21 protein-coding genes and 1 pseudogene are annotated in these 26,804 nt (G+C 39.5%); 3 read left to right on the top strand and 19 right to left on the bottom strand.

The window, feature by feature from the left end; genetic code table 11:
- Window positions 1-87: 87 nt before the first annotated feature.
- Entirely contained in the window at window positions 88-432 is a 345-nt protein-coding gene (locus NDN13_RS06720) for a hypothetical protein (protein WP_004806359.1), read from the top strand.
- A 53-nt stretch (window positions 433-485) separates the two neighbouring features.
- Here the strand turns inward: NDN13_RS06720 and NDN13_RS06725 are convergent, their stop codons facing one another.
- Together NDN13_RS06725 and NDN13_RS06730 are read right to left on the bottom strand one after the other, a co-directional pair.
- On the bottom strand, window positions 486-1,097 hold the full coding sequence (locus tag NDN13_RS06725; RefSeq protein WP_005294962.1) for a glutathione binding-like protein: 612 nt from the start codon (window positions 1,095-1,097) through the stop codon (window positions 486-488).
- 206 nt (window positions 1,098-1,303) lie between these two features.
- Window positions 1,304-3,742, bottom strand: a complete 2,439-nt coding sequence (locus NDN13_RS06730) for an ExeM/NucH family extracellular endonuclease (protein ID WP_251117668.1) — start codon at window positions 3,740-3,742, stop codon at window positions 1,304-1,306.
- 182 nt (window positions 3,743-3,924) lie between these two features.
- Here NDN13_RS06730 and trmB point away from each other — a divergent pair, with 182 nt between their 5' ends.
- The gene (gene trmB, locus NDN13_RS06735) at window positions 3,925-4,641 is read left to right on the top strand and encodes a tRNA (guanosine(46)-N7)-methyltransferase TrmB (RefSeq protein WP_004654068.1); all 717 of its coding nucleotides are present in this window, start codon (window positions 3,925-3,927) and stop codon (window positions 4,639-4,641) included.
- Window positions 4,642-4,704: 63 nt separating this feature from the next.
- Here the strand turns inward: trmB and NDN13_RS06740 are convergent.
- The 15 genes and pseudogenes from NDN13_RS06740 to NDN13_RS06805 form a co-directional block, all read right to left on the bottom strand.
- A pseudogene (locus NDN13_RS06740) lies at window positions 4,705-4,878 on the bottom strand (putative type VI secretion system effector); the annotation flags it as partial.
- 99 nt (window positions 4,879-4,977) lie between these two features.
- Window positions 4,978-5,790, bottom strand: a complete 813-nt coding sequence (locus tag NDN13_RS06745; protein WP_353050825.1) for a DUF6708 domain-containing protein — start codon at window positions 5,788-5,790, stop codon at window positions 4,978-4,980.
- On the bottom strand, window positions 5,780-5,845 hold the full coding sequence (locus NDN13_RS19845) for a DUF6708 domain-containing protein (protein ID WP_353050826.1): 66 nt from the start codon (window positions 5,843-5,845) through the stop codon (window positions 5,780-5,782). The genes NDN13_RS06745 and NDN13_RS19845 overlap by 11 nt, the downstream gene beginning before the upstream one ends.
- Window positions 5,846-5,853: 8 nt before the next feature.
- A complete protein-coding gene (locus NDN13_RS06750) occupies window positions 5,854-6,213 on the bottom strand; it encodes a hypothetical protein (protein WP_251117670.1) in 360 nt (119 codons plus the stop codon).
- Window positions 6,214-6,378: 165 nt separating this feature from the next.
- On the bottom strand, window positions 6,379-7,614 hold the full coding sequence (locus tag NDN13_RS06755; RefSeq protein WP_251117671.1) for a DUF6708 domain-containing protein: 1,236 nt from the start codon (window positions 7,612-7,614) through the stop codon (window positions 6,379-6,381).
- A 16-nt stretch (window positions 7,615-7,630) separates the two neighbouring features.
- Window positions 7,631-10,129 carry a T6SS effector BTH_I2691 family protein gene (locus NDN13_RS06760; protein WP_251117672.1) on the bottom strand — a complete coding sequence of 833 codons (2,499 nt, stop codon included), beginning with the start codon at window positions 10,127-10,129 and terminating at the stop codon, window positions 7,631-7,633.
- Window positions 10,119-10,838, bottom strand: a complete 720-nt coding sequence (locus NDN13_RS06765; RefSeq protein ID WP_005313125.1) for a DUF4123 domain-containing protein — start codon at window positions 10,836-10,838, stop codon at window positions 10,119-10,121. The genes NDN13_RS06760 and NDN13_RS06765 overlap by 11 nt, the downstream gene beginning before the upstream one ends.
- 5 nt (window positions 10,839-10,843) lie before the next feature.
- Window positions 10,844-13,450, bottom strand: coding sequence for a type VI secretion system Vgr family protein (locus tag NDN13_RS06770; protein ID WP_251117673.1), 2,607 nt, complete (start codon window positions 13,448-13,450; stop codon window positions 10,844-10,846).
- Between the two features lie 87 nt (window positions 13,451-13,537).
- Window positions 13,538-14,311, bottom strand: a complete 774-nt coding sequence (locus tag NDN13_RS06775; RefSeq protein WP_101235814.1) for a Rossmann-like and DUF2520 domain-containing protein — start codon at window positions 14,309-14,311, stop codon at window positions 13,538-13,540.
- 83 nt (window positions 14,312-14,394) lie between these two features.
- Window positions 14,395-15,441: a hypothetical protein gene (locus NDN13_RS06780; RefSeq protein WP_004654082.1), complete on the bottom strand. Its 1,047-nt coding sequence runs from the start codon at window positions 15,439-15,441 to the stop codon at window positions 14,395-14,397.
- Window positions 15,442-15,622: 181 nt separating this feature from the next.
- Window positions 15,623-17,047, bottom strand: coding sequence for an OmpA family protein (locus NDN13_RS06785; protein ID WP_251117674.1), 1,425 nt, complete (start codon window positions 17,045-17,047; stop codon window positions 15,623-15,625).
- Between the two features lie 235 nt (window positions 17,048-17,282).
- Window positions 17,283-17,855, bottom strand: a complete 573-nt coding sequence (locus tag NDN13_RS06790) for a hypothetical protein (protein ID WP_251117675.1) — start codon at window positions 17,853-17,855, stop codon at window positions 17,283-17,285.
- Window positions 17,856-18,052: 197 nt separating this feature from the next.
- Window positions 18,053-19,285, bottom strand: a complete 1,233-nt coding sequence (locus NDN13_RS06795) for a dihydroorotase (RefSeq protein ID WP_016542176.1) — start codon at window positions 19,283-19,285, stop codon at window positions 18,053-18,055.
- 13 nt (window positions 19,286-19,298) lie between these two features.
- Complete coding sequence (locus tag NDN13_RS06800; protein WP_004654089.1) at window positions 19,299-20,315, bottom strand: aspartate carbamoyltransferase catalytic subunit; 1,017 nt, start codon at window positions 20,313-20,315, stop codon at window positions 19,299-19,301.
- 250 nt (window positions 20,316-20,565) lie between these two features.
- A complete protein-coding gene (locus tag NDN13_RS06805) occupies window positions 20,566-20,937 on the bottom strand; it encodes a hypothetical protein (protein ID WP_070075164.1) in 372 nt (123 codons plus the stop codon).
- Window positions 20,938-21,222: 285 nt separating this feature from the next.
- Between NDN13_RS06805 and rlmKL the strand changes: the two genes are divergently transcribed.
- Window positions 21,223-23,427, top strand: coding sequence for a bifunctional 23S rRNA (guanine(2069)-N(7))-methyltransferase RlmK/23S rRNA (guanine(2445)-N(2))-methyltransferase RlmL (rlmKL, locus tag NDN13_RS06810; protein ID WP_251117676.1), 2,205 nt, complete (start codon window positions 21,223-21,225; stop codon window positions 23,425-23,427).
- Here rlmKL and NDN13_RS06815 read toward each other — a convergent pair.
- Together NDN13_RS06815 and clpB are read right to left on the bottom strand one after the other, a co-directional pair.
- Window positions 23,420-23,860, bottom strand: coding sequence for a hypothetical protein (locus NDN13_RS06815; protein WP_251117677.1), 441 nt, complete (start codon window positions 23,858-23,860; stop codon window positions 23,420-23,422). The genes rlmKL and NDN13_RS06815 overlap by 8 nt on opposite strands.
- A 167-nt stretch (window positions 23,861-24,027) precedes the next feature.
- A complete protein-coding gene (clpB, locus tag NDN13_RS06820; RefSeq protein ID WP_251117678.1) occupies window positions 24,028-26,607 on the bottom strand; it encodes an ATP-dependent chaperone ClpB in 2,580 nt (859 codons plus the stop codon).
- Window positions 26,608-26,804: the final 197 nt, after the last annotated feature.

Genomic DNA, 26,804 nt, shown 5'->3' on the forward strand with positions numbered 1-26,804 from the left:
AATTTTCAACTTTATTATTCATCAAGTTTATGTTTATATTTTCGGTATCCATTCCTATTGGATGCCACAAAGAAAAGGAAATAGACAATGAATAAATTACTTGTTGCATTAGGTCTTGCTGCTACTGTTGCGCTTGTAGGCTGTAATAAAGATAAAGCACCTGAAACTGGTGCAACCACGGGTGAGCATTTAGAACATGCTGCTGATCAAGCTGGCGCTGACGTTCAAAATGCGGCTGATGCGGCTGCGAGCAATGTTGCAACTGCTGTAGATACTGCTGGTGATCAAATTGATGCTGCTGCTGATCATACTGCGACTGCAACAGCTGAAGCTGCTGCTAAAACTGAGGCTGCGGCACGTGATGCTACCGCTAAAGTTGCAGGCGCTGTAGAATCAACTGCTGCTGATGTGAAAGAAAAAGCTCAACAATAATTGAGTTGAAATAAAAAAGCCTCTGTAAACAGAGGCTTTTTTATTGGTCTGAATTAGCTTAATAAACCTTCATCGCGCATCGCAATTTGTACAGACTGACGTTCAGCCACTTTATTACGCAATGCAATAATATTGATATAAGGCGTTAAGTCATGCTCAATGTGATTTGACCAGTTGGTAAGAACAAATAGATAGGCATCCGCAGGGCCAAAATTATCATCGACCAAATAATCACAATCCGATTCAGCTAAATAGTTGTCGATATATTTAAGCAAACGATCAACTTCTGCATAGGCTTTGGTTTTCTCATCGTCAGTGAGCTTCCCGCCAAAGAATACTGAATAAGCATCATGCAATTCTGAATTCAAGTAGCCTAACCACTCTAGGACTTTAGCACGCCCCATGCCTGATGGTGGAATCAAATCCTGTTTAGGATCATGCTGCGCCAAAAACGGTAAAATTGCCACATTCTCAGTTAAAATCAAACCTGGATTAATTTCCAATGCAGGCACATAGCCTTTTGGATTAATCTCGTAATAATCTGCACCTTTTGAAGTTTTATGTGTTTTTAGATCAACTCGTTCTAAATCAAAATCGACATTTATTTCATTTAAAATAATATGGGCAGCCAATGAGCATGCACCAGGTGAATAATACAACTTCATAATTGATCCTTGTTATCTAACAACTTATGCCCTAGAACGTTCCTACGAAACTCAAGAACAGAAATAACTAAAATTTATAACAGCTTTCATGCTAAGAACATCTACACCACTACTATTAATGAATTTTTTTCTGCCTTGCAAGTTATATTCCGTGACGATTGATTAATTTATGAAAAAACAAACCAAACAATGTCACGGAAATCAGATTACGCTCGACCAAAAAGCTTGCCTAACCATTCAAATAATGAGTTTAAAAATTCAACGATGATATTCTTCGGATTGTTCGGTTCAAGTTGAGAATCCGAGCTTTTCATATCCAAATCAACAATCACAGGGTCATGATCGGAAGAACGATAAGCATCTGCCGAGAAGAACAAGGCCTTTTGCTCATCAGTTTTATATTCTTCATTATAGTCCAATACTGTTGGCTCATCAGCATTGATATGCCAAGCAAAGGTTTTGATTACACGTTTATACAGATTGGCATCGGCAATGGCATGATCAAGGTTACCTGCACCACCATAACCATCGGCATCACTCGCCACACCAAAGACATAGCTATAAGCTTTATTGCCCTCACCGACTTTGCTGTCATTCAGCAAAACTTTGTAGTTGGCTTTCTCAAAACTTAAGATTGGATCTTCTTTGGCATAACTGTTCATATCACCTAACAGTAAGATATTCGGATTCTTCACTTGAGTTGGATTCTTGGCAATCCATTGGGTGAGTTGTTCAACCGCTTTTACTCGGGTTGGATTCCAACAGCCCTGTCCATCGCGTTGATCTGCATCAAGAGAGTTTTCATCGACACCGCGACAGCTCTTCGATTTAAGATGATTTGGAATCACTGTAAAGATTTGTCCACCCTGTACAGGCTTGAAAGATTGTGCGATGGTTGAACGGCTTTTATCCCCTAAATCCAATACCGCAGGCTTATTCACTGGCTGAACACGTTTACTGTTATAGATAATCGCAACCGCAATCACATCAGTACCTAGCTGATTGAGTCCTTCTGGAATCACATATTTCCAGTCTGGCCCTAAAGCTTTAGTCAAGTTAGCAACTGCACTATCACTGCCATAACCATTATTGGCAATTTCCATCAGACCATATACGTCTGCATCAATTGATTTTAATGCATTGACGATTTTGGCATGTTGCTTATCAAATTCAGCCTGACTGTTGGCACCACGCTCGGTTGGAAAGCCATTTTTACCGTTATCATAGTTCAGCACGTTAAATGCCGCAGCACGGATATGCTTACTCTGTTTCGCTGCAATCGTTGTGCGTGGATTGGTGGTGGTTACCACTTCTGGCAAGTTCGCGCCTGCAATCGGTTGTACACGCCAAGCATTAAAGCGGTATTCCAAAATACCTTGTGCATTCTTTAACTGATAGCCCGAACGTAGTGTATTTAAAGCACTAAAGTTTTGTGGCAACCACGGTGCACGGTTTTGATTGTTATAACCATCATCAAAGATAATCTTAGAAAGTAAGTTTTGTTGCGCTAAAGCCTTGGCTTCATTTGAAAGTGCAGGATAAAGGTTGGTCGGAATAAATAAGCGACCAAGGCTTAGTGACAGCTCACCATAACGACCAAAATTATAGTTTTCACTTACCGTCAACGTTTGCGGTAATTTCACCAACATCCCTTGATAACGTTTTGGAGAGTTACCCGCAGTATCGGTCAAACTGCTAAATGGCAAGTTTAAGTCCAGTGGTTGGATCAGCGATGCCATGTTCTGGTTACAGGTCTTAATATCCTGCTGCAACTGATCCAATTGAAGTTGGTTTTGATAACTGGTTAAACGACCACGCAGGATCACTTCATCACCAACCTGTCCACCTTTGACTGCACTACTTGCAGGGATATAAACAAAAATTGCATTGCTGACATTTTGCGTGGCTTTGCTATCAGGGGTTTGTACATAGAAACCTGAGAAGCCATTGCTATAGCGATAATCCGCTGTGATCACACCACGAATGGTGTAGTTTTGATTCTGAGTCGATTGCGCAAGACTGGCAATCGGTGTATCGCTACTGCTACAGCTGACTGCGTCTACAGGTGGAGTGGTGGTTGAACCTGTTAAATTCGAAAAATCATTTCGATCTGTCCATGCCTGCCAAGATTGGTCAAGGTCAAATGGACTAGTCGGGTCAACACTCACTACAGGATTATCTGTTTGAATGCGTTTAAAGCTATTCGCAGTACTGAATACCGTTGTGCCCCAACCTGCCGTTGGACGCTCACCAATACGACCAAAACGATCTACTGGCGTACCACGATAAAGCAACACAATCGCATCATCACCATTAAAAGATAATCCCGCAACTTGATTAACCTTATCCCCCAATTGCGCCTGTAATTCAGAGCGACCTATCAGGAATTTTTGTTTACTGGCCAAGCTACCTTGTAAAGGAAAAGCCGCGGTTTTAACTGTGCCACCATTATTAAACTGCTGAATTTCATAATCGGCTAAATTCACTGTTGTGGCATCGGGGTTATAGATTTCCAGTCCCTTTTTATTGCTGCTGCCATCGACATACTGGCTAAACATCAGTTGTGCATGTGCAGCAGAAAAGAGTGAAGATGCACCTAACAGGCCTAAACAAATGGCGATCGAATGGTATTTAAAATTGTTCATGGTTTTTTACTTAGTGTTAAAATTGTAATTAGGCTATGCAATTTCTGTGACAGCTACATGAAGATTTTTTGACAAATTTTAAGCAATTTTAGAAATGATCGGCTAAATAAAATCACTTAAAGTTTGACTTGACCACCTGAACACTTAAAATACGGCATTTCTATATTTATATCTCCAGAATCATGTCAAACGATCAGTTAGAAACGCAAATTACGGAACTCGACAATTTGCCTGAGCACCGTGAAATTGTGACGTTTATGCGTCGTTCAGCTCCGCTCAATACTTCACAACGTACTGCTTTAGAAGATTATCGTGATTTAATTTTGGAATACCCTGTTGGTGATTTACGCCAGCACTTTGAACATCCTGAACGCCCATTAACGGTTGAAATCGGTTTTGGTATGGGGCGTTCTTTGGTATTGATGGCAAAAGCCAACCCTGAACGTAACTTTGTCGGCATCGAAGTGCACGTACCTGGTATTGCACAGTGTGTTTATGAAGCGGGGATGGCTGGCTTAAAGAACCTGTTTGTACTGGATGCTGATGCAATCCAAGTATTACGTGAAATGCCAGACAACAGCATTAACTGCGTACAGCTTTACTTCCCAGATCCGTGGCAGAAGAAACGCCACTTTAAACGCCGCTTTGTGATTCACGAGCGTATGCAACTGGTTGAACAAAAGCTTGAGTTGGGTGGTACTTTCCACTCAGCAACTGACTGGGAACCGTATGCAGAATGGATGCTTGATATCCTAGATAACCGTCCTGATATGGAAAACTTGGCAGGTAAAGGCAATAGCTACCCTCGCCCAGAATGGCGTCCAGTGACTAAATTTGAGCGTCGTGGTCTTGAATCTGGTCATAAGATTAATGATTTTATCTTTAAGAAAATTAAATAAGTTGATTTAGCTTCAAAAGCCACTAATTGTTTAGTGGCTTTTTTATTTCCAAATGTTTAAGTTCTATGCATCCTTATCTAAATAATCTTCTGGATAAGTACCTTTTTCTTTTAACTTATTACGATATTTCATTACACTAATCTGAATACCTTCATCAGTTAAAAATTCATTATAAAAATCCTGTTCTTTTGGATATTTAAAACCCAGTTTTTCTAATATTTTCTTCGATAATGCGCCTGAATCATATAATACCTATATTTATATTGCATCAATCAAAGGAGGGAATTTTCAAAGAATAATAAGAAATGGCTACTATGATTAAAAGCAGAGCCCTTTTTAAAACCAATTCCAAAAAGCTAAATAGTCTGAAAAACGAATGGGTAAATCATTCCCTTTAACTTCAGCAACCTTATCAAATATCCATAAAAAACCATAAATACTGAAATAGCATAAAAAGAAGGTGATGGTTTTAACGATTATTCCTAAAGCTGTTTCCTTAGCTTTCGGATGCCCCTGATTTGGATGCTTTTCATAATTATATGGATCATTAGTATCAACTACACACGCATCTTCAATCTGTTTAGTCCATTTGGGTCTTTTGGCTATATGCATCACAAACGGACGGCCAATAAAACAAATCATTACAATAAAGAAAAATAGGCCTTTAAATAAATTAGAAAGAAATGCATCGCTATATGTTTTTTGAATATCAACGACATAACCTGCACCTTGAAGTGTCTCAACTTCTTTAAAGCTATAGTCTTTAGGGCTAAAATACCAAGCCTTCTTTACACTTTGTAAGAGGCTTTCTCTTTTTTTATCTAAGGGAATCAACTTCCTTACCACTTTATAACTTTCCTCGATTCCTTCTTCCATATAACAACGAATATATTCCCAATTCGATGCAAATTGTGCTGCTTCAACATCAAATGAAAATTGATAACCATCTTCTTCTGTATATTCAATCGTTTCTGCAGAATTTATATAAGATAGACTAAATGCATCCTCAATAGTTCCATCTTTTGAGAGTTGAGATAGGCGGATATCGTAATCGCGTTTACGCGAACTCCCAGTATCTATACGTGTAAAAGCCACTTTAAGGTAATCCCAATCAAATACACGAATATCATCTTTAGTTTTAAAAAACATAAACTTTTCTATTTTTTCGATTAAAGCGAATTGGATAATGCGTGTAGCCAAACAAATCCTTCTTTAAAAAAACTTATATATAAAAAATATCCCTAAAAGGAAAAGTGACATTAACAGAAATGCGGCTATAGCCAACCAATCAAATCCAACTTTTAAAATAATTAAAATCATTAGATTAATCATAAAAAGAGCAAATATACACAAACCAATTGAAAAGAAATTAATCACACCTCTCCAACTATAGGCTTTGTCTAAAACCTCTAAATAAGTTGAATTAAATTGAATGGTGATATCTGTATCTACAGGTTCCACCCCTGTATTCTGCTTTTGATTTAGCTCTATTTTTTCTTCGATTTCATTGAATTTCTTCCCGATATAATTTCTATACGGAATAATTACACCTTGATAATTCGCCTGAATCATATAACACCTATTTTATACTGTATTTTTGCATCAGGTGGTTTCCATTTTCATCTGGTCTAAAACAAGCCAACATTGATCAATTCAGTTTTATCCCTCCTTAATCAAAGGAGGGAATTTTCAAAGAATAATAAGAAATGGCTACTATGATTAAAAGCAGAGCCCTTTTTAAAACCAATTCCAAAAAGCTAAATAGTCTGAAAAACGAATGGGTAAATCATTCCCTTTAACTTCAGCAACCTTATCAAATATCCATAAAAAACCATAAATACTGAAATAGCATAAAAAGAAGGTGATGGTTTTAACGATTATTCCTAAAGCTGTTTCCTTAGCTTTCGGATGCCCCTGATTTGGATGCTTTTCATAATTATATGGATCATTAGTATCAACTACACACGCATCTTCAATCTGTTTAGTCCATTTGGGTCTTTTGGCTATATGCATCACAAACGGACGGCCAATAAAACAAATCATTACAATAAAGAAAAATAGGCCTTTAAATAAATTAGAAAGAAATGCATCGCTATATGTTTTTTGAATATCAAGGAAATAACGTGTCCCTTGAGGTGTTTCTATTTCTTTAAAGCTATAGTCTTTAGGACTAAAATACCAAGCCATCTTCATGCTTTGTAGCAGGCTTTCTCTTTTTTTATCTAATGGAATCAATTTCCTTACCGCTTTATAACTTTCTTCGATATCCTCTTCCATATAACAACGAATATATTCCCAATTTGATGCAAATTGCGCAGCTTCGCCGCCAAAAGAAAACTGATAACCATCTGCTTCTGTATATTCAATCGTTTCTGCAAAATTTGTATAAGAGAGACTAAATGCATCCTCAATTGTTCCATCTTCTGAAAGTTGAGATAGACGGATATCATAGTCACGCTTACGAGAACTCCCAGTATCTATACGTGTAAATGCAACTTTAAGATGATCCCAGTCAAATATGCGGATATCATCTTTAGTTTTAAAGACATAGACTTTTCTATTTTTTCGGTTAAACCGAATCGGATAATGTGTGTAACCAAATAAATCATTCTTCAATATTTTTTTATATAAAAAAAATAACAAAGCAGAAAAACATAAAATTAATAACAAACCAAAAATATCAATTAGTTCAAATCCATCTATTTGTATAACTGCAATCATTAAAGCAATTCCGAACATACAAAATATAGACAATCCAATTGAAAAAAAGTTAACCCCACCTCTTAAATTATAAGCCTTATCTAATACTTCTAAATAGGTCGAGTTAAATTGAATAGTGATATCTGCATCTACAGGTTCCACACCTGTATTCTGCTTTTGATCTAGCTCTATTTTCTCTTCAATTTCATCGAATTTTTTTCCCACATAATTGTTATATGGAACCATTACACCTTGGTAACTAACACGTAGCATACTTAATTTACTCTAATTATTTAGCAATTGCTTTCATGGCTTTTTCAAACTCACTTTGCATCAGATTATAAGTACCATATCTTTCTTTTGATAATGTACCAAAACTACAACGCTCAACCCAATCTTGTAGTGCATTGTCTTTCAGTTTAGAAATACCGATTGAAATCAAGATCATTAGACCTGCACCAATGGCAATAATCCAACCAAGCATTGGGATACTTAAACTACTAATAGCAAGGACGGCTAAGCTTGAGCCAATAATCATATTTGCCCCATATAAATAAGATAGACTCCTATTGCCTTCCTGATAGGCATTATAGCCTGCATAACCATCTATAATCGCTACCCCAAAACCAGCAATACCTCCTAACAGTCTAGCAACGAGGCCTACATTTCTTTGTAAACTAATTATGTTGGTATTTGGTGTTCGATACACACCCAAACTTTTTTCTATCGTGGTTGCAATTGCCGCACCGACAGCGGAAACACCAAGACCAAAACGAATCATATTTTCAGTTTCATCATTTTTCATCGTGGTATCACCAAAAGCGTCGTCATACAACTTGGTCAATACCCAGCCTTGAAATGCGCCAATCAGTGCCGACGAACCAATTGCAAAAGAGGACTTTACACTCGCACCAACACCACTAACTCTAGTCTGCATGGTGTTTTTCCAGTCATCATTCCATTTTTGAATAGATGTTTCTGACTCTAAACTCTTTGCAAAATCTGAAACACTGACACCTTTTTTAAAAATACTTTCAACAACAACCAACTCTCTTTTTATTTGTGCTTTGCTTAATCCAGTTTCGTTGACCAAATCATCTATTCTATACTTTAACTGGACTTCTAATGCTGCTCGATGTCGTTGTAAATATGCAGCTGAACTTCCGCCTTGTTGTAGACTTAAAGAAATCATTCGGCCTGCGACTGCACGTGCCATTTTTTTGGTTCGAACCCCACGTACATCTAATACACGAAGTTTTAAGTTATACATCATTGCCATACTCAGTACAGCAATCCCGCCTTGAGTTGCCTTTAATAGACCTTGGCAGAGCATATTAAACAAAGGACCAAATGTTAAGGCAATGGTTGCACCCAGTTTATCTAAATGGATTCCTGTGGTATTTGAAACATTTTTTTCTAAACTATCTGAAAATGCACTAAATAGAGCATCCCAAGGAATATCTCTAAATGGATTTTCTACAGCAGGTTTTAACTTTGAAAAACTATCAATAATCTTGCTTTTAACCACATCAAAATTAAGTGCCAAAGCATTTAAAACAAAATTGTCATCGCTAAACTTTTGTGCTTTGAGTTTTTTTGCAAGTTCAATTCTCACAGGATCTAAAGCACAGCTTCCCCCCAATGCTAGCGTTGCTTCATGCGCATAACACACGCCACTGTCAATATTTTTAGAATCAAATTGATACTTAAAATATGAAATTGTTCTTTCAAAGTTTATCCATAGCTTTATCATAATCGCCAAAGGATAAATATGGCTTTTGTCATACGCCATTTGATTGTTTTTTATTTCTGTAATTTTCGCTGTTCTTTGAGTAGCACTAAACTTTTTTGCATATTTAGCCCACTCACTTTCAATATTTCCTCGTAGTTCTTTTTGCCGTTGTTCATCAAATTTTTTTTCGGTCATTTGTGCAGGATCAAAACCAAACCGAGCTTGCCGTTGGAGTCGTAATTGCTGCATACTTTTTAATTCTGATTCACGATTTTCAATCGATTGTTTGGTGAGACTCTGCGGAATCCCTGCTTGTAAAGCAGACAATGTCACATCAGAAAAAAATGCTCTTTTTACATCATCCTGATTAACAAACTTCGCCCCTTTTTCTTCAATAGCGACTTGAATATCAACCATTAATGCCACTGGATCATGTAAAGCAACAATAATGCCCTTGCCTTTAGCAAGCCTTTCGCTTTCATTAATCAACGATTGAGTAACAGTGCTGTTAAAATTCGTATTTTTAACTTTAGACAACTCTGTAATTGGACAGTGAAATTCACCCTTGCTTTGCCCGACAATAACGGGGCTCATATGTGCCGCTCTATATGCTGGTTTTTTATGAAGCTGTATGATCCGACTAGTCCATAAATGAGCGCTGTACGCTAACCAAATTTTTCTAGACACATTCGCCTTCGGAATCGTAATAAGCATCCCATTCATTAGTTTCCGCATTTCTTTCTTGCAAGGTTCATGCATCTTTGTTGTTGTTTCTACATTAAGAAAAGTACCAATTGTTTTTTTTGCAAATGTGCCAAATTGATCTTTCACAAAATAATAAAAACTGTTATCCAACTCATCAAAGACATAAATATATCCCGTTTTTCGAATTGGCGTTACTTCGTAAGTCATCCCACTACTAGATAATTTAGGGTAGTTTTTAGGGATTGTAATAGAGGGTTTTATATTAGAAACATTTGAGCTAAATCCAAAACGACTCACAAATATAGGTAGTCCCTGTTTATCACATACATTACAACCTTTATTACTCGCCATTTTCTTTCTCACTTAACTTTTCTTTATATATAAAATTAATTAGTTCATTCATATTTTGGTTAAAATCTTTAGAAATTTCATTTCCAAGGTCATCGTAGTCTGTGGTTAATTCACTTCTAATTTTTGAATTAATCAGGTCAATCTCATCAAAATTTATAACTGGTGCTTCGACTTTTTGTTTATTGACTTCAAAATATTGATGATTTATTGAAACCACCCATTTAGAAATATCATCTTGTAATTTCTTATAAATTGACATATTCAACAAAGCACTCAACTGGGAGAGATGAATTGCAACTCTTGGATCATAAAATCTAAATACAAATTTTTCTGATTTTCTTTTATAAACCATTAACTCAGCTAAAAAATCTTTGATCTCTTCAATTTGTTTATCTGAATAAAGATAGGTTTGAAACATGCTCATTTGATCAAAGCCACTAAAAGCATTGGTGTGAGTTTTTTTACCAACTAAGTTCCATAGTTGTTCTTTTTTCTCATTGGAAAGATTCTTTAAATCTATCAATGTGGGAGTGAGTTCTGGGCGTCTAAAAACATTTAAACCAATAAAATGGTGTTCGACGTTTAGGTCTTTTAATATTGAATGTGCACTGCCCCATAGTGAAGCATCAAAAATAATATAATTCGCTTCAAAAATAATGGACTCAGGCGCATCAATTTTAGTAACAAAGTTTTTTGGTATATCATCCATATCAATTAACTAACCTTTATCAGCGGAGATCCATTTTCTGCTGCATTTTGAGCTTGAATATCACAATCTAATGACTTTAATTCTACTGTTTTCATTTGTGCAGTTTGCCCGCCCATAAACAAATGCTGCCCCGCCTTCACCTCAAACTTGCCGCCTGTGATTGGAAAAATACCCGAACCATCCAGCTTAATTTGAGAACCACCCGAAGTAATCACAATCTCTTTCGGACTGGTAATCTCAATACGATCTTCAGTCGAAATGATTTGAATCCCTTGCTTAGCAAGTAAATCTATTCCATCCGACTGTGCCTGCACCTCATACTTGCCTTTGGCCGCCACCTGTTTAATCCCATTCTGTGCGGCAAAGAGGCTGATTCTGTCTTGAGCATGACTAATCATGTTCTTTTGCGTACTTAGATTGATACTGTCGCCTGCAAACTGATTGATCTGTCCATCTGCCGATAAATGAATATCTTCATTGGTACTCAGAGCAATCCCCTCAGGTGAACTGAGTAACAGCATTGCTTTATTAAACTTGGCAATATCAGATTCAATTTCATCAGCAAACGCTTTCAGTTGATCCAGTGATTCAATCTCATCGGTCTGCTGATTCTTAGCCACTTCGCTTAAGGCTTTGGCATTGTTTTGATTACCCTCAAGCTGCTGTTTAGCAACTTGGGCATCAAGATGCTGGCCTTGGGCTTGATCCTGTTTATGCGTGGAAAGTAGTAAGCCATCACCAGCACGCACGGCACCCCACTGGTCGGTGCGCAGTTCAAAACCTTCGCCGCGATCTTCACTTTCTGCTTTATCTTTGGGATGACTGAGTTTACCCAGATTGAGTTGACTGGCAGCATGACTACTTTGCAACTGGGCACTGATCTGCCCTGTGGTGTCATCAAAGCGCAGTTGGTTAAAACCTTCACCTTGATACTCTTTAGACTTAATTCCTGCCAGTTTCTTAGTGTCAGGCAGCTTGCCTGCATTATCAAACTTGGTTGGGCTACGATGGCCTTCATGGATACGTCCCACCACAAATGGACGGTCAATATTGCCATCAAAGAAGTCGATCACCACGATTTCATCAATACGGGGCAAGAAACGTGCGCCATAGCCTTCACCTGCCCAAGGGGTCAGTACATCCACCCAAGCAGAATCGGTGTCATTGTCATTGGCACCCGCACCACCATCATGGCTATGATCGTCATTACGGGTAAATAGGAAACGGACTTTAATTCGTCCCCATTCATCCACATAGATTTCTTCACCACTTGGCCCAACCACTTTGGCACGTTGTGGTGAGGCAGTTGGACGATGTTGTAATGGGTTAAATTCAGGAACGGTTTTAATGCTGCGGCGTTGCAATGTCAGTTGGTTGGCTTGGCGTTCGTCACTCTCTTTTATTTGCCAATTACTTTGTACTAATAGCTGATTGATCTGTTGATGCAGATCTTTAGGCAAATTATTTTGGTTATAAAAGTTTTTGCCTGTGATCAGGAATTCTTTATCACTGCCAGCGTGTTGATCTATTTCAGGGTGTTCAGCCAATTCAAACCAGTAACCGACATGGGTATCTCGCACGGTGCTATGGGCTGTAAATTGTTTGGATTGTAAGTCGTAGTATTGACCCAAGTTCCGATTCAGTTTTTCAATTTGGGCATTGCCCGATGCGGTTGCACCATCCTCCCCATTGAGGTCTTGCATCCATGCCGGTGAAAAATGCCATGCCTGCTCCAGACCAAGACTGGCATTGTCATATTGAGCACTATGTTTATGCGTACTTTGCACACTGCCTGCGCCATCTTCTTGTTCCAGTGCGTCCGCTTGCCAGCGTTGTACATGCACGCTGCTCGGTTGTAATGAACGTTGTCCGACCAGACTAGTCATGCTGTCATATTGTTCGGTGGCACTACTACGGTGATAACGGATCTGTCGACGCTCTAAAGCTTGGTACTGGCTATTGTCGTCAATCAGACGTAGTTTTTGCGGCTGAATCGCGGCACTGCTTTGCGCGACGGTTCGTTCAGCTTCATCAATGAGCCAGTTAATCGATTCGCTCCGTAGCAAACGCGTCAGGAAGTCGTAGTCACTTTCCAAAGATTGCATGATAAAGGGACGAATATCGTAGTCTTGACTGAGTCCGCTTAAATCAAGCGTTAAGCTGGATGCAAATAAGGGGCTTTTTTGTTGCCACTCTTTGAAGATGATTTCGACTACATCACGCACGCTCTTGTTCATAAACACGCGGCTGTTACGGCGTTGCTTCCACAATGCGGTTGGATCTTCTAAGGTGAGCTTATATACGGTCAGGCTACCGTCTGATTGTCCTTGTAAGGCTTGAGTAATAATCCCTGTGACGCGAGTGAGTTGTCCCTGATCGGTCACGCTATCAATTGCCGCTTGGCTGCCGATGAACTGTTTCAGGGGAATAGTCGCATTGGTCGACAGGCAAATCAGTTCTGCCTTAAATCCTCCATTCAGTTGATGCTGACCATCAATACGTTGCAGGAAGACTTGAGTATTTAAATTTTGATTGGAAAATTGAATATGAATTGCACGCTTTTGTGCAGTCAAACCTAAATTGTCTAAAGCTTGAAATATATTAACCAACATCTTTTTATATAAAATTAAATCAAATTTTAGCCATGGTATACAAAACAGACTGATTTGTCTATTTTGTATAATTATTGTTAAATCGATTTAATGATGGCGTTTTAAAATAGATTCACTGATAAGACCATAGATATTCTGCAAGTCTGGGCGATTAGAATCTGCTAATAATTGACTATGCATACTCAATATATTTTGGTCACCGCGCATCGCAGGGCCTGTCTGCATATCCTTGGGATGATTGGCTGTAGCTTTATTTGCGGTCTCTAAAATCAGTGGATAAAGTAAACTAAAATCAACCTGCTCAGCGTCGACGATTTGTTTCGCCATGTCATAACAATAATTACTAAAATTGCAAGCAAATACCGCCGCCAAATGCAAAGTCAAACGTTGTGTAGAGCTATATTGATAGACACGTTGGCTTAAACTGTTGGCTAATTCGGTTAATAAGGTTAAGTCCTGTGGCTGGACTGCTTCAACAAATAAAGGGGTATCTGTCCAATTCACATCCCTTTCCATACTAAAGGTTTGCAAAGGATAGAACACACCCGCGCGTGGATGTCTTTGTTCCAGTATCGATAAAGCAGTACTTCCCGAAGTATGTACAATCAGATTTTCAGCGAGATGGGGCGCAATCGAATCAATCACACTGTGAATCGCCTGATCACTGACTGCAATAATCACCAAATCGGTTTGCGCATCCAACTGTTGCACATCGTCAATTGCTTGGGCATTGACTTGGTCTGCAAGGGTCTGAGCATGTTGTAGATTCCGACTAAAGATTTGTACAATCTGATGCTGCAACTGCAATACTTTGGCCAAATGGGTTGCAACACGACCTGCTCCAATCAATGTAATTCGCATAATATTTATCTTAAAACCATCGCTGTGCTAAGCATGCCAATAAAAAAAGGACGAATCAATTCGTCCTTCATGTTGTTGCTTACTTAATTGACATTATTGAGATAGACAATGCGCTCAATGGTACGTTGGGTGAAGCACTTGGTGTACTGCATCTCTTGATCTTGTTGACGCATCGCATCATTCCAATAGCGTGATTGCTTTTGATAGGTTTCCAAATCTTTTTCTGGAATATCAGATACATGCTTCTGAGCAAGCACCTTACAATCAACATCACGTTTTTCAAACCAATCAGACTGGTCTTGCTGCAACTGTGCTTTTTGCTCTGGACTAAACTTGTCCCAGGTTTGATTTAAGCGCTCAACCTGCTGTGCTTTTTCAGCATCCAACTCTTTTTTGCGAATATCCATTGCTTTTTGAGCCAAGCCCATTTGAGCCGATTCTTCTGCATCATATTGCTGCTGAGCTTGTTCATTGCTTTGTTCAATCAGGCGGTTTTCTTTTAAATAAGCCACATACTGTACGGCTTTTGTCGCCATAAAGACCACACCATCAATCACTGCATTTTGATCAGGAATATTAAACACTAAACCATCTTTGTCGGTCTTGGTAATATCATAGAAAAAGCTACCTTTAAGTTGATCATTTTCTAAGGTCAATGAATATTCATTATCGGCAAAATAATCACCTAAAGTACTTGCGCTATAATCACCTTCACACTCTTCACAATTTTTTTGCTGCTCAGCATAGGCATTCTCCGCACGCTTTTGTAAACCTTTCGGGAATTGAACAATTAACTGACTTTCACAGCTCAATTGTGTTTTTGATGCTTGCTCGCCTTCTGCTGCATCTAAGGTACGCACATTTTTAATTTCGAATTTCAGACCTTTATTGATTTTGTCCAGAACATCATAGTCTGCCTGATACTGACTTTCTCTTAGACTACGCTCGATTTGTTTTAAATAATCTTTTTTGAGTGCCGCTTGAATATTATTCAAGTTATCTTGATTAGTACAACTCCACTCAGCGACTGCCGCATCCGTATTTTCAACTTTATCTTTCGGTTTGAACTTATCACACCCTGTTAATAACACTGCTGCGGTTAATGTTGTGAATATAAAAAACTTATTCATATTAATGCTCTATTATCTTGTTTTTCGCGCGTATTCTACTCAATTTAAATCTATACTTTCGAGTCTTTTATTTGATTTTATTTAGGCGTTTGCGTTTAAAATCATATTCACTTAAATAAACAATTAAAATAAAAGGAGTTATTTTCTCAATAACTCCTTTAAAACTTCAACAAACCATCAATTAAGGAGTAATTGAAAACTCAATACGACGATTTTTAAAACGTCCTTCCTCAGTTGTATTATCTGCAACAGGGTTATCTGCGCCATGTCCTACCGCTGTGAGTTGAGAAGCATCCACGCCTTGACTAACTAAATAATCGACCACAGCCTGTGCACGTTTTTGTGACAGTGCTTTATTGCCATTGGCATTACCTGTTGAATCGGTATAGCCCGCAACAGTCAGTTTTGCATCTTTGCTATTTTTCATTAAGCCAGCGGCTTTATCCAAGATCGCTTTGTTTTCATCTGGAATCTGATTGGATCCGGTTGAGAAATTAATAATCTGTAGATTAAGTGCTTTAATTACGGCGTTAATATCAACCTGATTGACATCAATACTTGCCAATGCATCTTGCGCTGCATTTAGACTATTGCTTACAGAATCTGCCGCACTTACGGGTGCTTCCACTACCACCTCGGTATTCGGCACCAATGCTTTGATCTTGCCCTGTAACTCATTGAGTTTAGCTGTATCAGCACCTTTTAATGTGATCTTATCACCCACCCACTCCAAGGAAACATTTGGAACCCCTTTAAGCAATCCCAATACACCCGCAAGTCCTGCTTGATCGGTAAAGTTGCCTGCATGTGTTGCAGCCGTACCAGCAGTATCTACCGTACAGTCCTGAGTAGAAGAAAAAACTTCTTTGACTTTGGCCTGAATGCTGGCAAGGAACCCTTGATCACCAACCATGACCTGACACTGTGCAACATCACCATTGGCATCAGTGGTTAATGCCAAACTCGCTGGGGCAATGACTGTACCGACTTGTGATGCAGGTGAATCCTCATTATTTACAGGTACTTCCATTTGTTTATGTTGACATGCCTTCCATAACCATGCGACTAGAAGTGCCAAAATAATCAGTGCGACTATCGGTAGCCAAGCACGTGATTTACTTCCTGTCGTCGCAGTTGCGCTGGCGAAGCTCGTTGTTGAGGCCGTAGCACTAGAAACCAGTCCTAAAGGCGCAAGCAAACCTACCGCCCAAGCAGGTAACAGCGCACGAATTGAATCGGCATGCTGTTTTAAATAATTGACAATACTTTGGGTATCATTGCCTGCTTCACTGGTTAAAGCAGCCAAGCTGATCGGAATCGAGTGATTTAAGGTTTGTTCTGCTTCAGCTGTGGGAAGCTGACCGCCAGCAAGATTGGATAATAATGCATTTTTAACTTGATCATTATGACCAAATAAATCGAATAATGAAGGTGAAATTGACTCTTTTAGTTTCTGAATCAATTCAGGCTTTGCAGCTAAAATCGAAAGAAAAATCGGGTAAAATTTAGATAACAGCGCACTTTTTTCGTTCGCCAAACCGTCTTGATCACTCACAAGCACAGAAGTCACTTTCTGCTTTAACAGTTCTATTGGGTTTATTGACATTGTTATTCACTCCAACACATTAAATTTATAATATTCAGATCGCTTAAGAAAAATGCGAAGCACAAGCAAACTGATGCTTTTTCATTCTAAACATTTGTGTGTTTTTTATTCGTTTTTATATCATTTAAATACAATACTTACATCACACTTTACAAAGCATATTTCTGCCATTCCTGTACTTGGCACGGACCCACTTACGGAATGATCAAGCACAATCTTATCAAAGCGGTAGATTTTACTTACTTAGATGATAAAGAAAGAGCAAAGAAAAGCTGGCAAAAATCAAAGTTAAAAAAGGAAATAATTTATAGGATTTCTTTTCAATTGACTCTTCTACAGGTGCTATAACTTCTTCCAATACGGGCTCAGGTTCAGGAACTTCATTTAAGTGTCGCAATACCTCATCTGACCAGTTTGGCAATAAGGCATGAATAGACTGTTTATGTTCTCGGAGATAATGAATAATGCTGATCGCATCATTACCGACCTCATTTGAAAGCACAGCTAAGCTTTTAGGAATGGCTCGATTTAATGTAATTTCAACTTCAGCCACAGCAACTTTGCCTGCTGCCAATCTCAATAACAATTCATTTTTTACACGTTCATTTTGCTCTAATAAATCAAAAATAGAAGGTGTAAGTTTTTCTTTTAATTGATCAACCAATTCAGGCTTTTCTAAAAAACGATGTAAGAAAATAGGGTAAAATCTTGATAAAATATCATTTTTTTCATTTACTAAGCAAGTTTGATCATTGACAATGATAGAGGATACTCTTTGCTTAAGTAATTCCATTGGGTTAATAGCCATGTGATTTAGCTCCAATTCTTTAAATTGTTTATTTCTCATTTTTTATAATTTTATGTAAAGCACATCTCATTTATTTTGTTACTTTAATCTAATTTTTCTATTTTTATCAGCTTTGTAAAATTTAAATACAATATCTACATCACAGTTTACAAAGCAGAATAAGACTTGATCATCTTATTCTGCTGTTTTCATCTCATTTATGCGAAGGTGCTCACCACCTTACCTGTCAGTTGTTGACCAAGTAACGGCGTATTTTTACCTTGAGATAGGATGCTGTCTTTAGACACGGTCCACTGTAGTTCTGGATCAATTAAAACCCAACCGGCTTCTTGCAGCCAACGATCCGTCATATTGGCCACTTGTGCTGGAATAGAGGTCACTTTCGCCACCCATTCCAAAGGCTCAAACACACCTTCTTGAATCAATTGCACACCTAAACCGACATAGGTATCAAAAGCAGTAATCCCTGGCTGTGTTTCCGCAAATGGAGCCATTTTAGCTGAACTGCTAAGTGGTTCATGATGCGTACAGATTGCGTCAATCACGCCCTCTTTCACCCCTTGACGCAATAAGGCTTTATCTTGCTCAGAACGTAGCGGTGGACGTACATGTGCAAGCGAGTTAAAACCATCGGTCAGTTGCTCAGTCAGATGCAATTGATGCATGGCAACATCAGCAGTCACAGGTAAGCCTTTGGCTTTTGCTGCGCGAATCAAATCAACCGAAGCACCACTAGACAGTAAACCAAAGTGTGCTTTCACGCCTGTTGCTTCAATCATGATCAAGTATTTGGCAATTGCAACAGTTTCAGCAATCGCAGGGATCATCGGTAAACCTTGGCGAGAAGCAATAAAGCCTTCATGCGCACAGCCATCTTTGGCAATCTGGGGTTCTTCGGCATAGAACACGACAGTCAAGCCCAGACCTGCTGCATATTCCAGAGTACGAATCACCACATCATCATTTTCAAAGCTTGCATTGGCATTTGAAACAGCCGTACATCCACCTTTCTTCAACCCCGCCATATTGGCAGGTTGTTTGCCATTGAGGCCTTGGGTTTGCGCACCGATAATTTGCAGGTAAATGCCCCCATCCAATTGTGCTTTTTCGATCAAGCCATGAATCAAAGCACCGTTATCCTGCACAATTGGTTTTGAATCCGGTGGTGTCATCACATGCAAAATACCATTGGCACGAGCCGCTTTACCTTCAGACTTTAAGGTTCCATGCTGTTGTTGCCCTGGTTCACGTAAACGTGCACAAAGATCAACCATGGTTGGCATTAACCATTTGCCTTGACCATCAATGGTTTCATTGACTTGATCTACTGCATCAACCAACTTGCCATTTTCGATATAAACCGTTTTTACTTGATCAGTTTTTTGAATTGGATCGAGCACACGGACATTTTCAATTTTTACAATACTCATGTGATCTATCCCCTTACAGCGCAATCGCTTCAATTAAACCTTGTTCTTGTAACTGCCCTTGCATTGCGAGTGCCAACACTGCCATTCGAACCGCAATCCCGTTGGTAACTTGCTTCAAAATGACAGATTGATCACCATCGGCAACGCTTGAGTCAATTTCAACTCCACGGTTCATTGGGCCTGGATGCATCACGATACAATCAGGCTTTGCCAAAGCTAAACGCTCTTTGTTTAAACCGTACATTTTGTAGAATTCGGCTTGTGAAGATAGAGCTGGTGAATCAATACGTTCATTTTGAATGCGTAAGGCAATAATCACATCGCAATCTTTTACCCCTTCATCCATTTTGTTAAACAGACGCACATGTTCGCCATATTCATTAAAGCCGACTGGCAACAGGGTATTGGGTGCAATCACGCGAATATCTTTGCAGCCCAATGTTTGCAATGCCGCTACATTCGAACGTGCAACACGTGAATGCTTGATATCACCAATAATCGCCACTGTTAAATCTTCAAATGGCTTCTTGGTTTCGCGACGAATCGTCAACATATCCAGCATGGCTTGGGTAGGATGCGCATGGCGACCATCACCCGCATTGATAATCGCAACTTTAGGGCAAACATCTTTGGCAATAAAGTGTGCTGCACCAGAGGAAGAATGACGTACCACGAAGATATCTGCCGCCATCGCTTCCAAATTCCAGAGCGTATCACGCAAAGTTTCACCTTTAGAGGTACTTGAACGTGCAATATCAATATTCAAGACATTGGCAGACAAACGTTTTGCCGCGGCCTCAAAAGTAGTACGGGTACGAGTGGAGTTTTCAAAGAAAAGATTCATCACCGTCAGCCCTTCAAGCAACGGGCGATTGATCAAATTATTATTTTCATCTAAGAAGCTTTGCGCTGTATCTAGAATCTTGGTTAAGGTTTCTTTAGAAAGACCTTCGATTGTTAAAAAGTGCTTGAGATTTCCTTGTTGATTGAGCTGGATCTGACTCAAAGTATGCAATGCCGCCAAGTGCATAAGAGATTCCTAACACGTTAAGTTAACGCATTATACAGACTTTGGATTTCATTCGCAGTTGAACTTTTCAACACTTAAAAAAAAAATCTTTTAGATTTTTTCTTCATCTTATTTTTTGAGTGGGTGCAGCGAAGATGACAGCTATACACTAAATATTGCATTCGAACCCCCTAGCTAGCCAATATAAATAAGGATGTAAACACCATGGCTACATCCTTTACTCATTCTCTATTTTTGAATGACTGATAATCTATCTCAATGCACCAATATAGTGATGATGCACTTGAGCTTGATAGATCTCTTCTTCAGTCACTTCCATTGAATAGCTTTCTAAAACTTCGACAGCTTGCTTTTTCTCCTCAACTTTTGCTTCGGTCACCAATGCCGCAGATTCTGGATACAAATCAACCAATGGGCTTAAACGAAGTACAAAACGTTCCAATTCTGGGTCTTGTGTTGCCAAGGCAAGCTCAAGTATATGCTTGGCATAATCTTTATTATTGACTAGATACATCACATCGATCACACGACCACAGACACGTCTTAAACGGACATACATTTGAGTTGCAATCGTAAAAGCTTCGGCATTGACCACAACTTCATTCTTCATGCTTTCTTTCATAACATCCCCACAGCCATTAAATTAAAATTCTTAAATTTCATCAGCTTTAAGCCAAATCACTCACTGATGTGCTGCTAATTTAAAAGCAAAAGATGTACCAACTATTCAATAAACCTGCCATCAACAATGAATTCCATCACATTAAAAACAGCCTAGGCCAAGAACAATTCATCAAAAAAATGCGATGAATCGCTGATAAAGCTAACAATCAAACAAATATGCACCGACAGAACAAACAAAAATCAGTTAAAATAGCCAATTGCTAAAAATGTTTTGGAAATTTGAATGAACGCTAAACCACGTCTAACAGACTATTGGGTCACCTGTGCGGACGGGCTTGAAACCTTATTACAACAAGAGCTTGAAGATTTAGGCATTCAAAATATCCAACGTTTTGCAGGGCGTTTGGTTTTTAAAGGCACTCTCGAAAATGCATATCGGGTTTGTATGTGGTCTCGCCTTGCTTCTCGCGTGCTTTTGCCGATTCATACGCATGAACTTGAGCATACCCATGATGCACGTGATGTAGCAGAAGAACTCTATGAAGGCGCGATTAGCTTTGACTGGTCACTGATTTTTGCACCACAAAGTACCTTTGCAGTCCGCCTACATGTTGAACGTGAAATCAAAGTTAATACACAATTTGCCACCTTACGCGTAAAAGATGGCGTGGTCGATTCCTTTATGGAAGCCGTTGGCAAACGCCCAAGTATTGATATTAAACAACCTGAGATCACGCTCTATGTGTTAGCAGGTAAAACAGAACATACCTATTGCTTAGACTTATCAGGTGATTCTTTGCATAAACGCGGTTACCGTCGTTTTATGACCGATGCACCGATTAAAGAAAACTTGGCAGCTGCAATTCTGCAAAAAGCCCAACTGACGCAATATCAGCCTGATATTATTCTTGACCCAATGTGTGGTTCAGGCACATTCATTATCGAATCTTTATTGATTTTAACTGATCGTGCACCTGGTTTAGTGCGCCGCTTTGGCTTCAATGGCTGGCATGGACATGACCGTGATCTGTGGTTATCCCTCAAAGCCGAAGCCGCAGAACGTCATGAAAAAGCATTAGAACAACCCCTGCCTAAGTTTTATGCTTACGATGCTGACTGGGAAGCAGTCAAAGCAACGCGCCAAAACATTATTGCTGCAGGTTTTGAAAAGTTACTCGATCAAATTCAAATTGAAGAACGTACACTCGCAGATTGGGATGATTTCCATGCTGAAGGCAAAAAAGCCTTTGTTGTGACCAACCCACCGTATGGTGAACGCCTAGGCGATAAAGCATCGAACCGTTCTTTATATCTTGGTCTATCGGCTTTATTGCAAAAGCATTTCCCAAATCAGCGTGCTGCTATTATTGCTGCACAAATTGAGCAAGCAGATGTACTGGCATTTAATGATCCACAAACCCTACGTTTGATGAATGGTAAACTGCCAATTTACACCCGTTTTGGAACAGTCAAGCCTGCAACAGTGACACAACCGTTCCTTGCCACTTGGCAACCACAACAATTTGAGAAAATTGAAGGTGCCGAAGACTTTACCAATCGTTTGCAAAAAAATATGCAAACATTGAAAAAATGGGCTGTAAAAGAAAATGTATTCTGCCTCCGTTTATATGATGCAGATTTACCTGATTTTAATGTTGCGGTTGATTTATACGGAGATCGCTTGCATGTTCAAGAATACGCACCTCCAAAAACCATTGATCCAGAAAAAGCAAAAAAACGCTTTAACTTAGCACTTGCTGCCATCCGTGCTGTGACAGGTTTAGGCCGTGATGCCATCTTTATTAAAACACGGGCAAAACAAGCGGGTGCAAACCAATACACCAAACAGAGTACGGCATCTAAACGTTTTATCGTTCAGGAAGGCAAAGCACGTATCTTGGTGAATTTGACCGATTATTTGGATACAGGTTTATTCTTGGACCACCGTCAGATGCGTTTAAGAATTGCCCAAGAAGCGCGCGGCAAACACTTCCTCAATCTTTATAGCTATACCTCAACTGCAAGCTTACACGCAGCCTTAGGTGGTGCAGCCAGTACCACCAGTGTAGATTTATCCAACACCTACTTGAACTGGTCTAAAGAAAACTTTGTCTTGAATGGCTTGACTGTAGATCATGCCGATGAACAACATATGTTCTTTGCCAGCGATTGCTTCGAATGGTTAAAAGAAGGTCATGAGCAATATGACTTAATCTTCATTGATCCACCAACGTTCTCGAACTCGAAAAAGTTCTATGGAACCTTTGATGTACAACGCGACCATGTTTCCTTACTGAAACGTGCAATGAATCGTTTAACCAGTGATGGGACCTTGTACTTCTCAAATAACTATCGTGGCTTTGAATTAGACGAAGAAATCGAGGCGATGTATCAAGTTAAAGAAATCACCTCTGAAACCATTGGTCTAGATTTTAAACGTAATCAAAAAATTCACCGTGCTTGGAAAATTCAGCACCCTGCTATTTAACCACCAATTCGGCTTTAACATCATCATTATAAGTCACATGAACATTGCCTGACTCGAACTCATAAATCATGTAGCGATCAGGTGGTTGTTCATGTGGTTTAATGGTAGCTGTGCGCTTATCTCTGGGGTCAACCGCCAACACTTTCTTCTGTTCTTCGTGAGGTGATAACACACCTCCTAAAATGGTGCTGACACGAATTTCACCTAAGTATTTATCACTCAGGAGCCTTTGTGAACGCCAACGCTCTTCTTCGGGCTTTAAGGCATCTTGTTGCGCTTTAATGAGAATACTGGGAAGTGCATTGTTCAGCATAGCAGTTTGTAAGGCGAGCGTCCCCTCACTCAATGGTTGTGCGGCATGCACCATTGAAGATAAGGCAGTCATCAACAAAATTACACACGTATTTGTGCAATGATGTCTGTTTTTTTCCATTGCAATTCATCCTGAATTTTTTTCTTATTTGTTCCGAAACTATCAAGTTTTTCATCAAGCCGCAATGTTATTGATAATATTCGAGCAAAAATCTGACCAACAGCACCAATACAAAAAAAGATGGTGATTTATATCACCATCTTTTTAGCCAAACGTTCAAATTTCGCTTAACTCAGTTTCATTTTATCAAAGAGCAGATGACCATTTTCACCTTTGATCAAAATGTTATCCCCTGGCTGGAATTCACCAGATAAGATTTTCTGAGCCAAGTTATTCTCCACTTGCTGCTGGATCGCACGTTTCAATGGTCGTGCACCATATACAGGATCAAAACCAGCATCGATCAATAAGTCGAAAGCGGTATCATCCACGGTTAAGCCCATATCACGATCGCCCAAACGTGAACGTAACCGATCTAACTGAATATCCGCAATACCACGAATCTGTGCCTTTTGCAGTGAGTGGAAAACCACCAGCTCATCAATACGGTTAATGAACTCTGGACGGAAATGCTGTGTCACAGCATTCATAACCACAGTACGAACCTCGTCATCGGTTGCACCTTCACCCAATTCACGTACATCTTGTGAACCAAGGTTCGAGGTCATCACAATCACCGTATTTTTAAAGTCGATTACACGACCTTGCGAGTCGGTTAAGCGCCCATCATCTAAAACCTGTAGCAGGATGTTAAACACATCTGGATGGGCTTTTTCCACCTCATCAAATAACACCACACTATATGGCTTACGGCGTACTGCCTCAGTTAAAACACCACCTTCTTCATAGCCCACATAACCTGGAGGTGCGCCAACCAAACGACTGACGGAGTGCTTTTCCATAAATTCGGACATATCAATACGAATCATGGCATCATCACTGTCAAACAAGAAGTTTGCCAATGCTTTGGTCAACTCAGTTTTACCCACACCTGTTGGCCCAAGGAACAAGAATGAGCCACTTGGACGATTCGGATCAGATAAACCCGCACGTGAACGACGGACTGCATTAGAAACAGCAACCACCGCTTCATCTTGTCCAACCACACGATTATGTAAGAACTCTTCCATATTCAGCAGTTTTTCACGCTCACCCTGCAGCATTTTCGCCACAGGAATGCCTGTTGCCGCACTGACCACTTCTGCAATTTCGTTTTCAGTGACTTTGGTACGAATCAGTTTCGGTTCTTCATTTTCCTCAGCAACTTCGGCTTGTTCCAAGCGTTTCTGCAACTCTGGAATCACGCCATATTGCAAACGCGCCGCTTCTGCCAAATCACCTTCGCGTTTAGCTTTTTCCAAAGCAACACGGGCCTGATCGAGTTCAACTTGTGCTTTCTTATCCCCTTCCACCAAGGTTTTTTCAGCCTTCCAGATTTCTTCCAGATCGTTGTACTCTTTTTGCTTTTCAGCAATTTGCTGCTCAAGATGATTGACTTCGGCTTTGCTGCCTGCATCTTGATCTTTTTTCACCGCTTCCAATTGCATTTTCAACTGGATTAAACGGCGATCAAGTTTATCCAAAGCTTCAGGCTTGGAATCGATTTCCATTTTGATACGAGATGCTGCCTCATCAATCAAATCAATCGCTTTATCAGGCAACTGACGATCGGTGATATAACGATGCGACATTTTCGCTGCAGCAATAATGGCTGAGTCTAAAATTTGCACCCCATGGTGAGTTGCATATTTTTCTTTTAGACCACGCAAAATCGCAATCGTGTCTTCTACACTAGGCTCATCAACCAATACTTTTTGGAAACGACGTTCCAGCGCCGCATCTTTCTCGATGTATTGGCGATATTCATCTAAGGTCGTCGCACCGACACAGCGTAATTCACCACGTGCCAAAGCAGGTTTTAACATATTGCCTGCATCCATTGCGCCATCGCCCTTACCTGCACCCACCAGCGTATGTAACTCATCAATAAATAGGATGATCTCGCCTTCATGTTTAGCCAAGTCTTTGAGAACTGCTTTTAGACGTTCTTCAAACTCACCACGATATTTTGCACCCGCAAGCAATGAGCCTAAGTCTAATGACAAGACCCGCTTGTTCTTCAAGCCTTCAGGTACTTCGCCATTGACAATACGTTGTGCCAAACCTTCAACAATTGCGGTTTTACCGACTCCTGGTTCACCAATCAATACCGGGTTATTTTTAGTTCGACGAGATAAAACCTGAATGGTACGACGAATTTCATCATCACGACCAATCACAGGATCGAGCTTACCCGCTAAAGCACGCTCAGTTAGGTCAATGGTATATTTATTGAGTGAGTCACGTTGATCTTCGTGATTATTGCTCATGACTTTGTCATTTCCTCGAATATTTTCAATTACTTTACGTAAGCTTTCTGGTGTTACACCCACGCTATTCAATATTGTTTTGGTTTCACCTGTTTCCGCCAGACCTAACAACACCCAATCAGTTGATAGAAACTCATCTCCTGCCTTTTGTGCGTAACGGTCAGCTAAATTCAATGCCTTTACCGCTTCAGGATTCAGATTAATATCACCTGTCGGATTTGCCAGCGTTGGTGCATTTTGCACTGCTTGTTCAAGCTTCTGTTTTAACTCAGGTAAACGTGCACCCGCTTGTTGCAATAAACTCAGATTGGCCGGCTCTTCAAGTAAAGTGGATAGGATATGAACTCCTGCAATCGAAGTGTGATCCTTACCCATGGCCAATGATTGTGCATCTGAGAGTGCTTGCTGTAAGCGGTTTGTAAATTTTTCAAATCGCATTCTTGTTATTCCTCACAACAAATTTTTAACTTATCACTTAGATGGGAACGCTTTTTAAAATTTCAAATAAAATTTATATAATTTTCAATATTTTATAAAAATATCAATGCATAAAACTCAGTATTAATATGGGTGTATAAACAATCTATTTCAAGTATATTTTGTATAATTTTTCTGTCCATTCTGTTTTGCACAAA

It is taken from the genome of Acinetobacter sp. C32I (assembly GCF_023702715.1).
GTDB lineage: Bacteria > Pseudomonadota > Gammaproteobacteria > Pseudomonadales > Moraxellaceae > Acinetobacter.

Excerpts from the sequence above, each read along its gene's own strand:
- NDN13_RS06720 (WP_004806359.1), top strand. The coding sequence starts at position 88 with ATGAATAAATTACTTGTTGCATTAGGTCTTGCTGCTACTGTTGCGCTT.
- NDN13_RS06725 (WP_005294962.1), bottom strand. The coding sequence starts at position 1,097 with ATGAAGTTGTATTATTCACCTGGTGCATGCTCATTGGCTGCCCATATT.
- NDN13_RS06730 (WP_251117668.1), bottom strand. The coding sequence starts at position 3,742 with ATGAACAATTTTAAATACCATTCGATCGCCATTTGTTTAGGCCTGTTA.
- trmB (WP_004654068.1), top strand. The coding sequence starts at position 3,925 with ATGTCAAACGATCAGTTAGAAACGCAAATTACGGAACTCGACAATTTG.
- NDN13_RS06745 (WP_353050825.1), bottom strand. The coding sequence starts at position 5,790 with ATGTTTTTTAAAACTAAAGATGATATTCGTGTATTTGATTGGGATTAC.
- NDN13_RS06750 (WP_251117670.1), bottom strand. The coding sequence starts at position 6,213 with ATGATTCAGGCGAATTATCAAGGTGTAATTATTCCGTATAGAAATTAT.
- NDN13_RS06755 (WP_251117671.1), bottom strand. The coding sequence starts at position 7,614 with ATGCTACGTGTTAGTTACCAAGGTGTAATGGTTCCATATAACAATTAT.
- NDN13_RS06760 (WP_251117672.1), bottom strand. The coding sequence starts at position 10,129 with ATGGCGAGTAATAAAGGTTGTAATGTATGTGATAAACAGGGACTACCT.
- NDN13_RS06765 (WP_005313125.1), bottom strand. The coding sequence starts at position 10,838 with ATGGATGATATACCAAAAAACTTTGTTACTAAAATTGATGCGCCTGAG.
- NDN13_RS06770 (WP_251117673.1), bottom strand. The coding sequence starts at position 13,450 with ATGTTGGTTAATATATTTCAAGCTTTAGACAATTTAGGTTTGACTGCA.
- NDN13_RS06775 (WP_101235814.1), bottom strand. The coding sequence starts at position 14,311 with ATGCGAATTACATTGATTGGAGCAGGTCGTGTTGCAACCCATTTGGCC.
- NDN13_RS06780 (WP_004654082.1), bottom strand. The coding sequence starts at position 15,441 with ATGAATAAGTTTTTTATATTCACAACATTAACCGCAGCAGTGTTATTA.
- NDN13_RS06785 (WP_251117674.1), bottom strand. The coding sequence starts at position 17,047 with ATGTCAATAAACCCAATAGAACTGTTAAAGCAGAAAGTGACTTCTGTG.
- NDN13_RS06790 (WP_251117675.1), bottom strand. The coding sequence starts at position 17,855 with ATGGCTATTAACCCAATGGAATTACTTAAGCAAAGAGTATCCTCTATC.
- NDN13_RS06795 (WP_016542176.1), bottom strand. The coding sequence starts at position 19,285 with ATGAGTATTGTAAAAATTGAAAATGTCCGTGTGCTCGATCCAATTCAA.
- NDN13_RS06800 (WP_004654089.1), bottom strand. The coding sequence starts at position 20,315 with ATGCACTTGGCGGCATTGCATACTTTGAGTCAGATCCAGCTCAATCAA.
- NDN13_RS06805 (WP_070075164.1), bottom strand. The coding sequence starts at position 20,937 with ATGAAAGAAAGCATGAAGAATGAAGTTGTGGTCAATGCCGAAGCTTTT.
- rlmKL (WP_251117676.1), top strand. The coding sequence starts at position 21,223 with ATGAACGCTAAACCACGTCTAACAGACTATTGGGTCACCTGTGCGGAC.
- NDN13_RS06815 (WP_251117677.1), bottom strand. The coding sequence starts at position 23,860 with ATGGAAAAAAACAGACATCATTGCACAAATACGTGTGTAATTTTGTTG.
- clpB (WP_251117678.1), bottom strand. The coding sequence starts at position 26,607 with ATGCGATTTGAAAAATTTACAAACCGCTTACAGCAAGCACTCTCAGAT.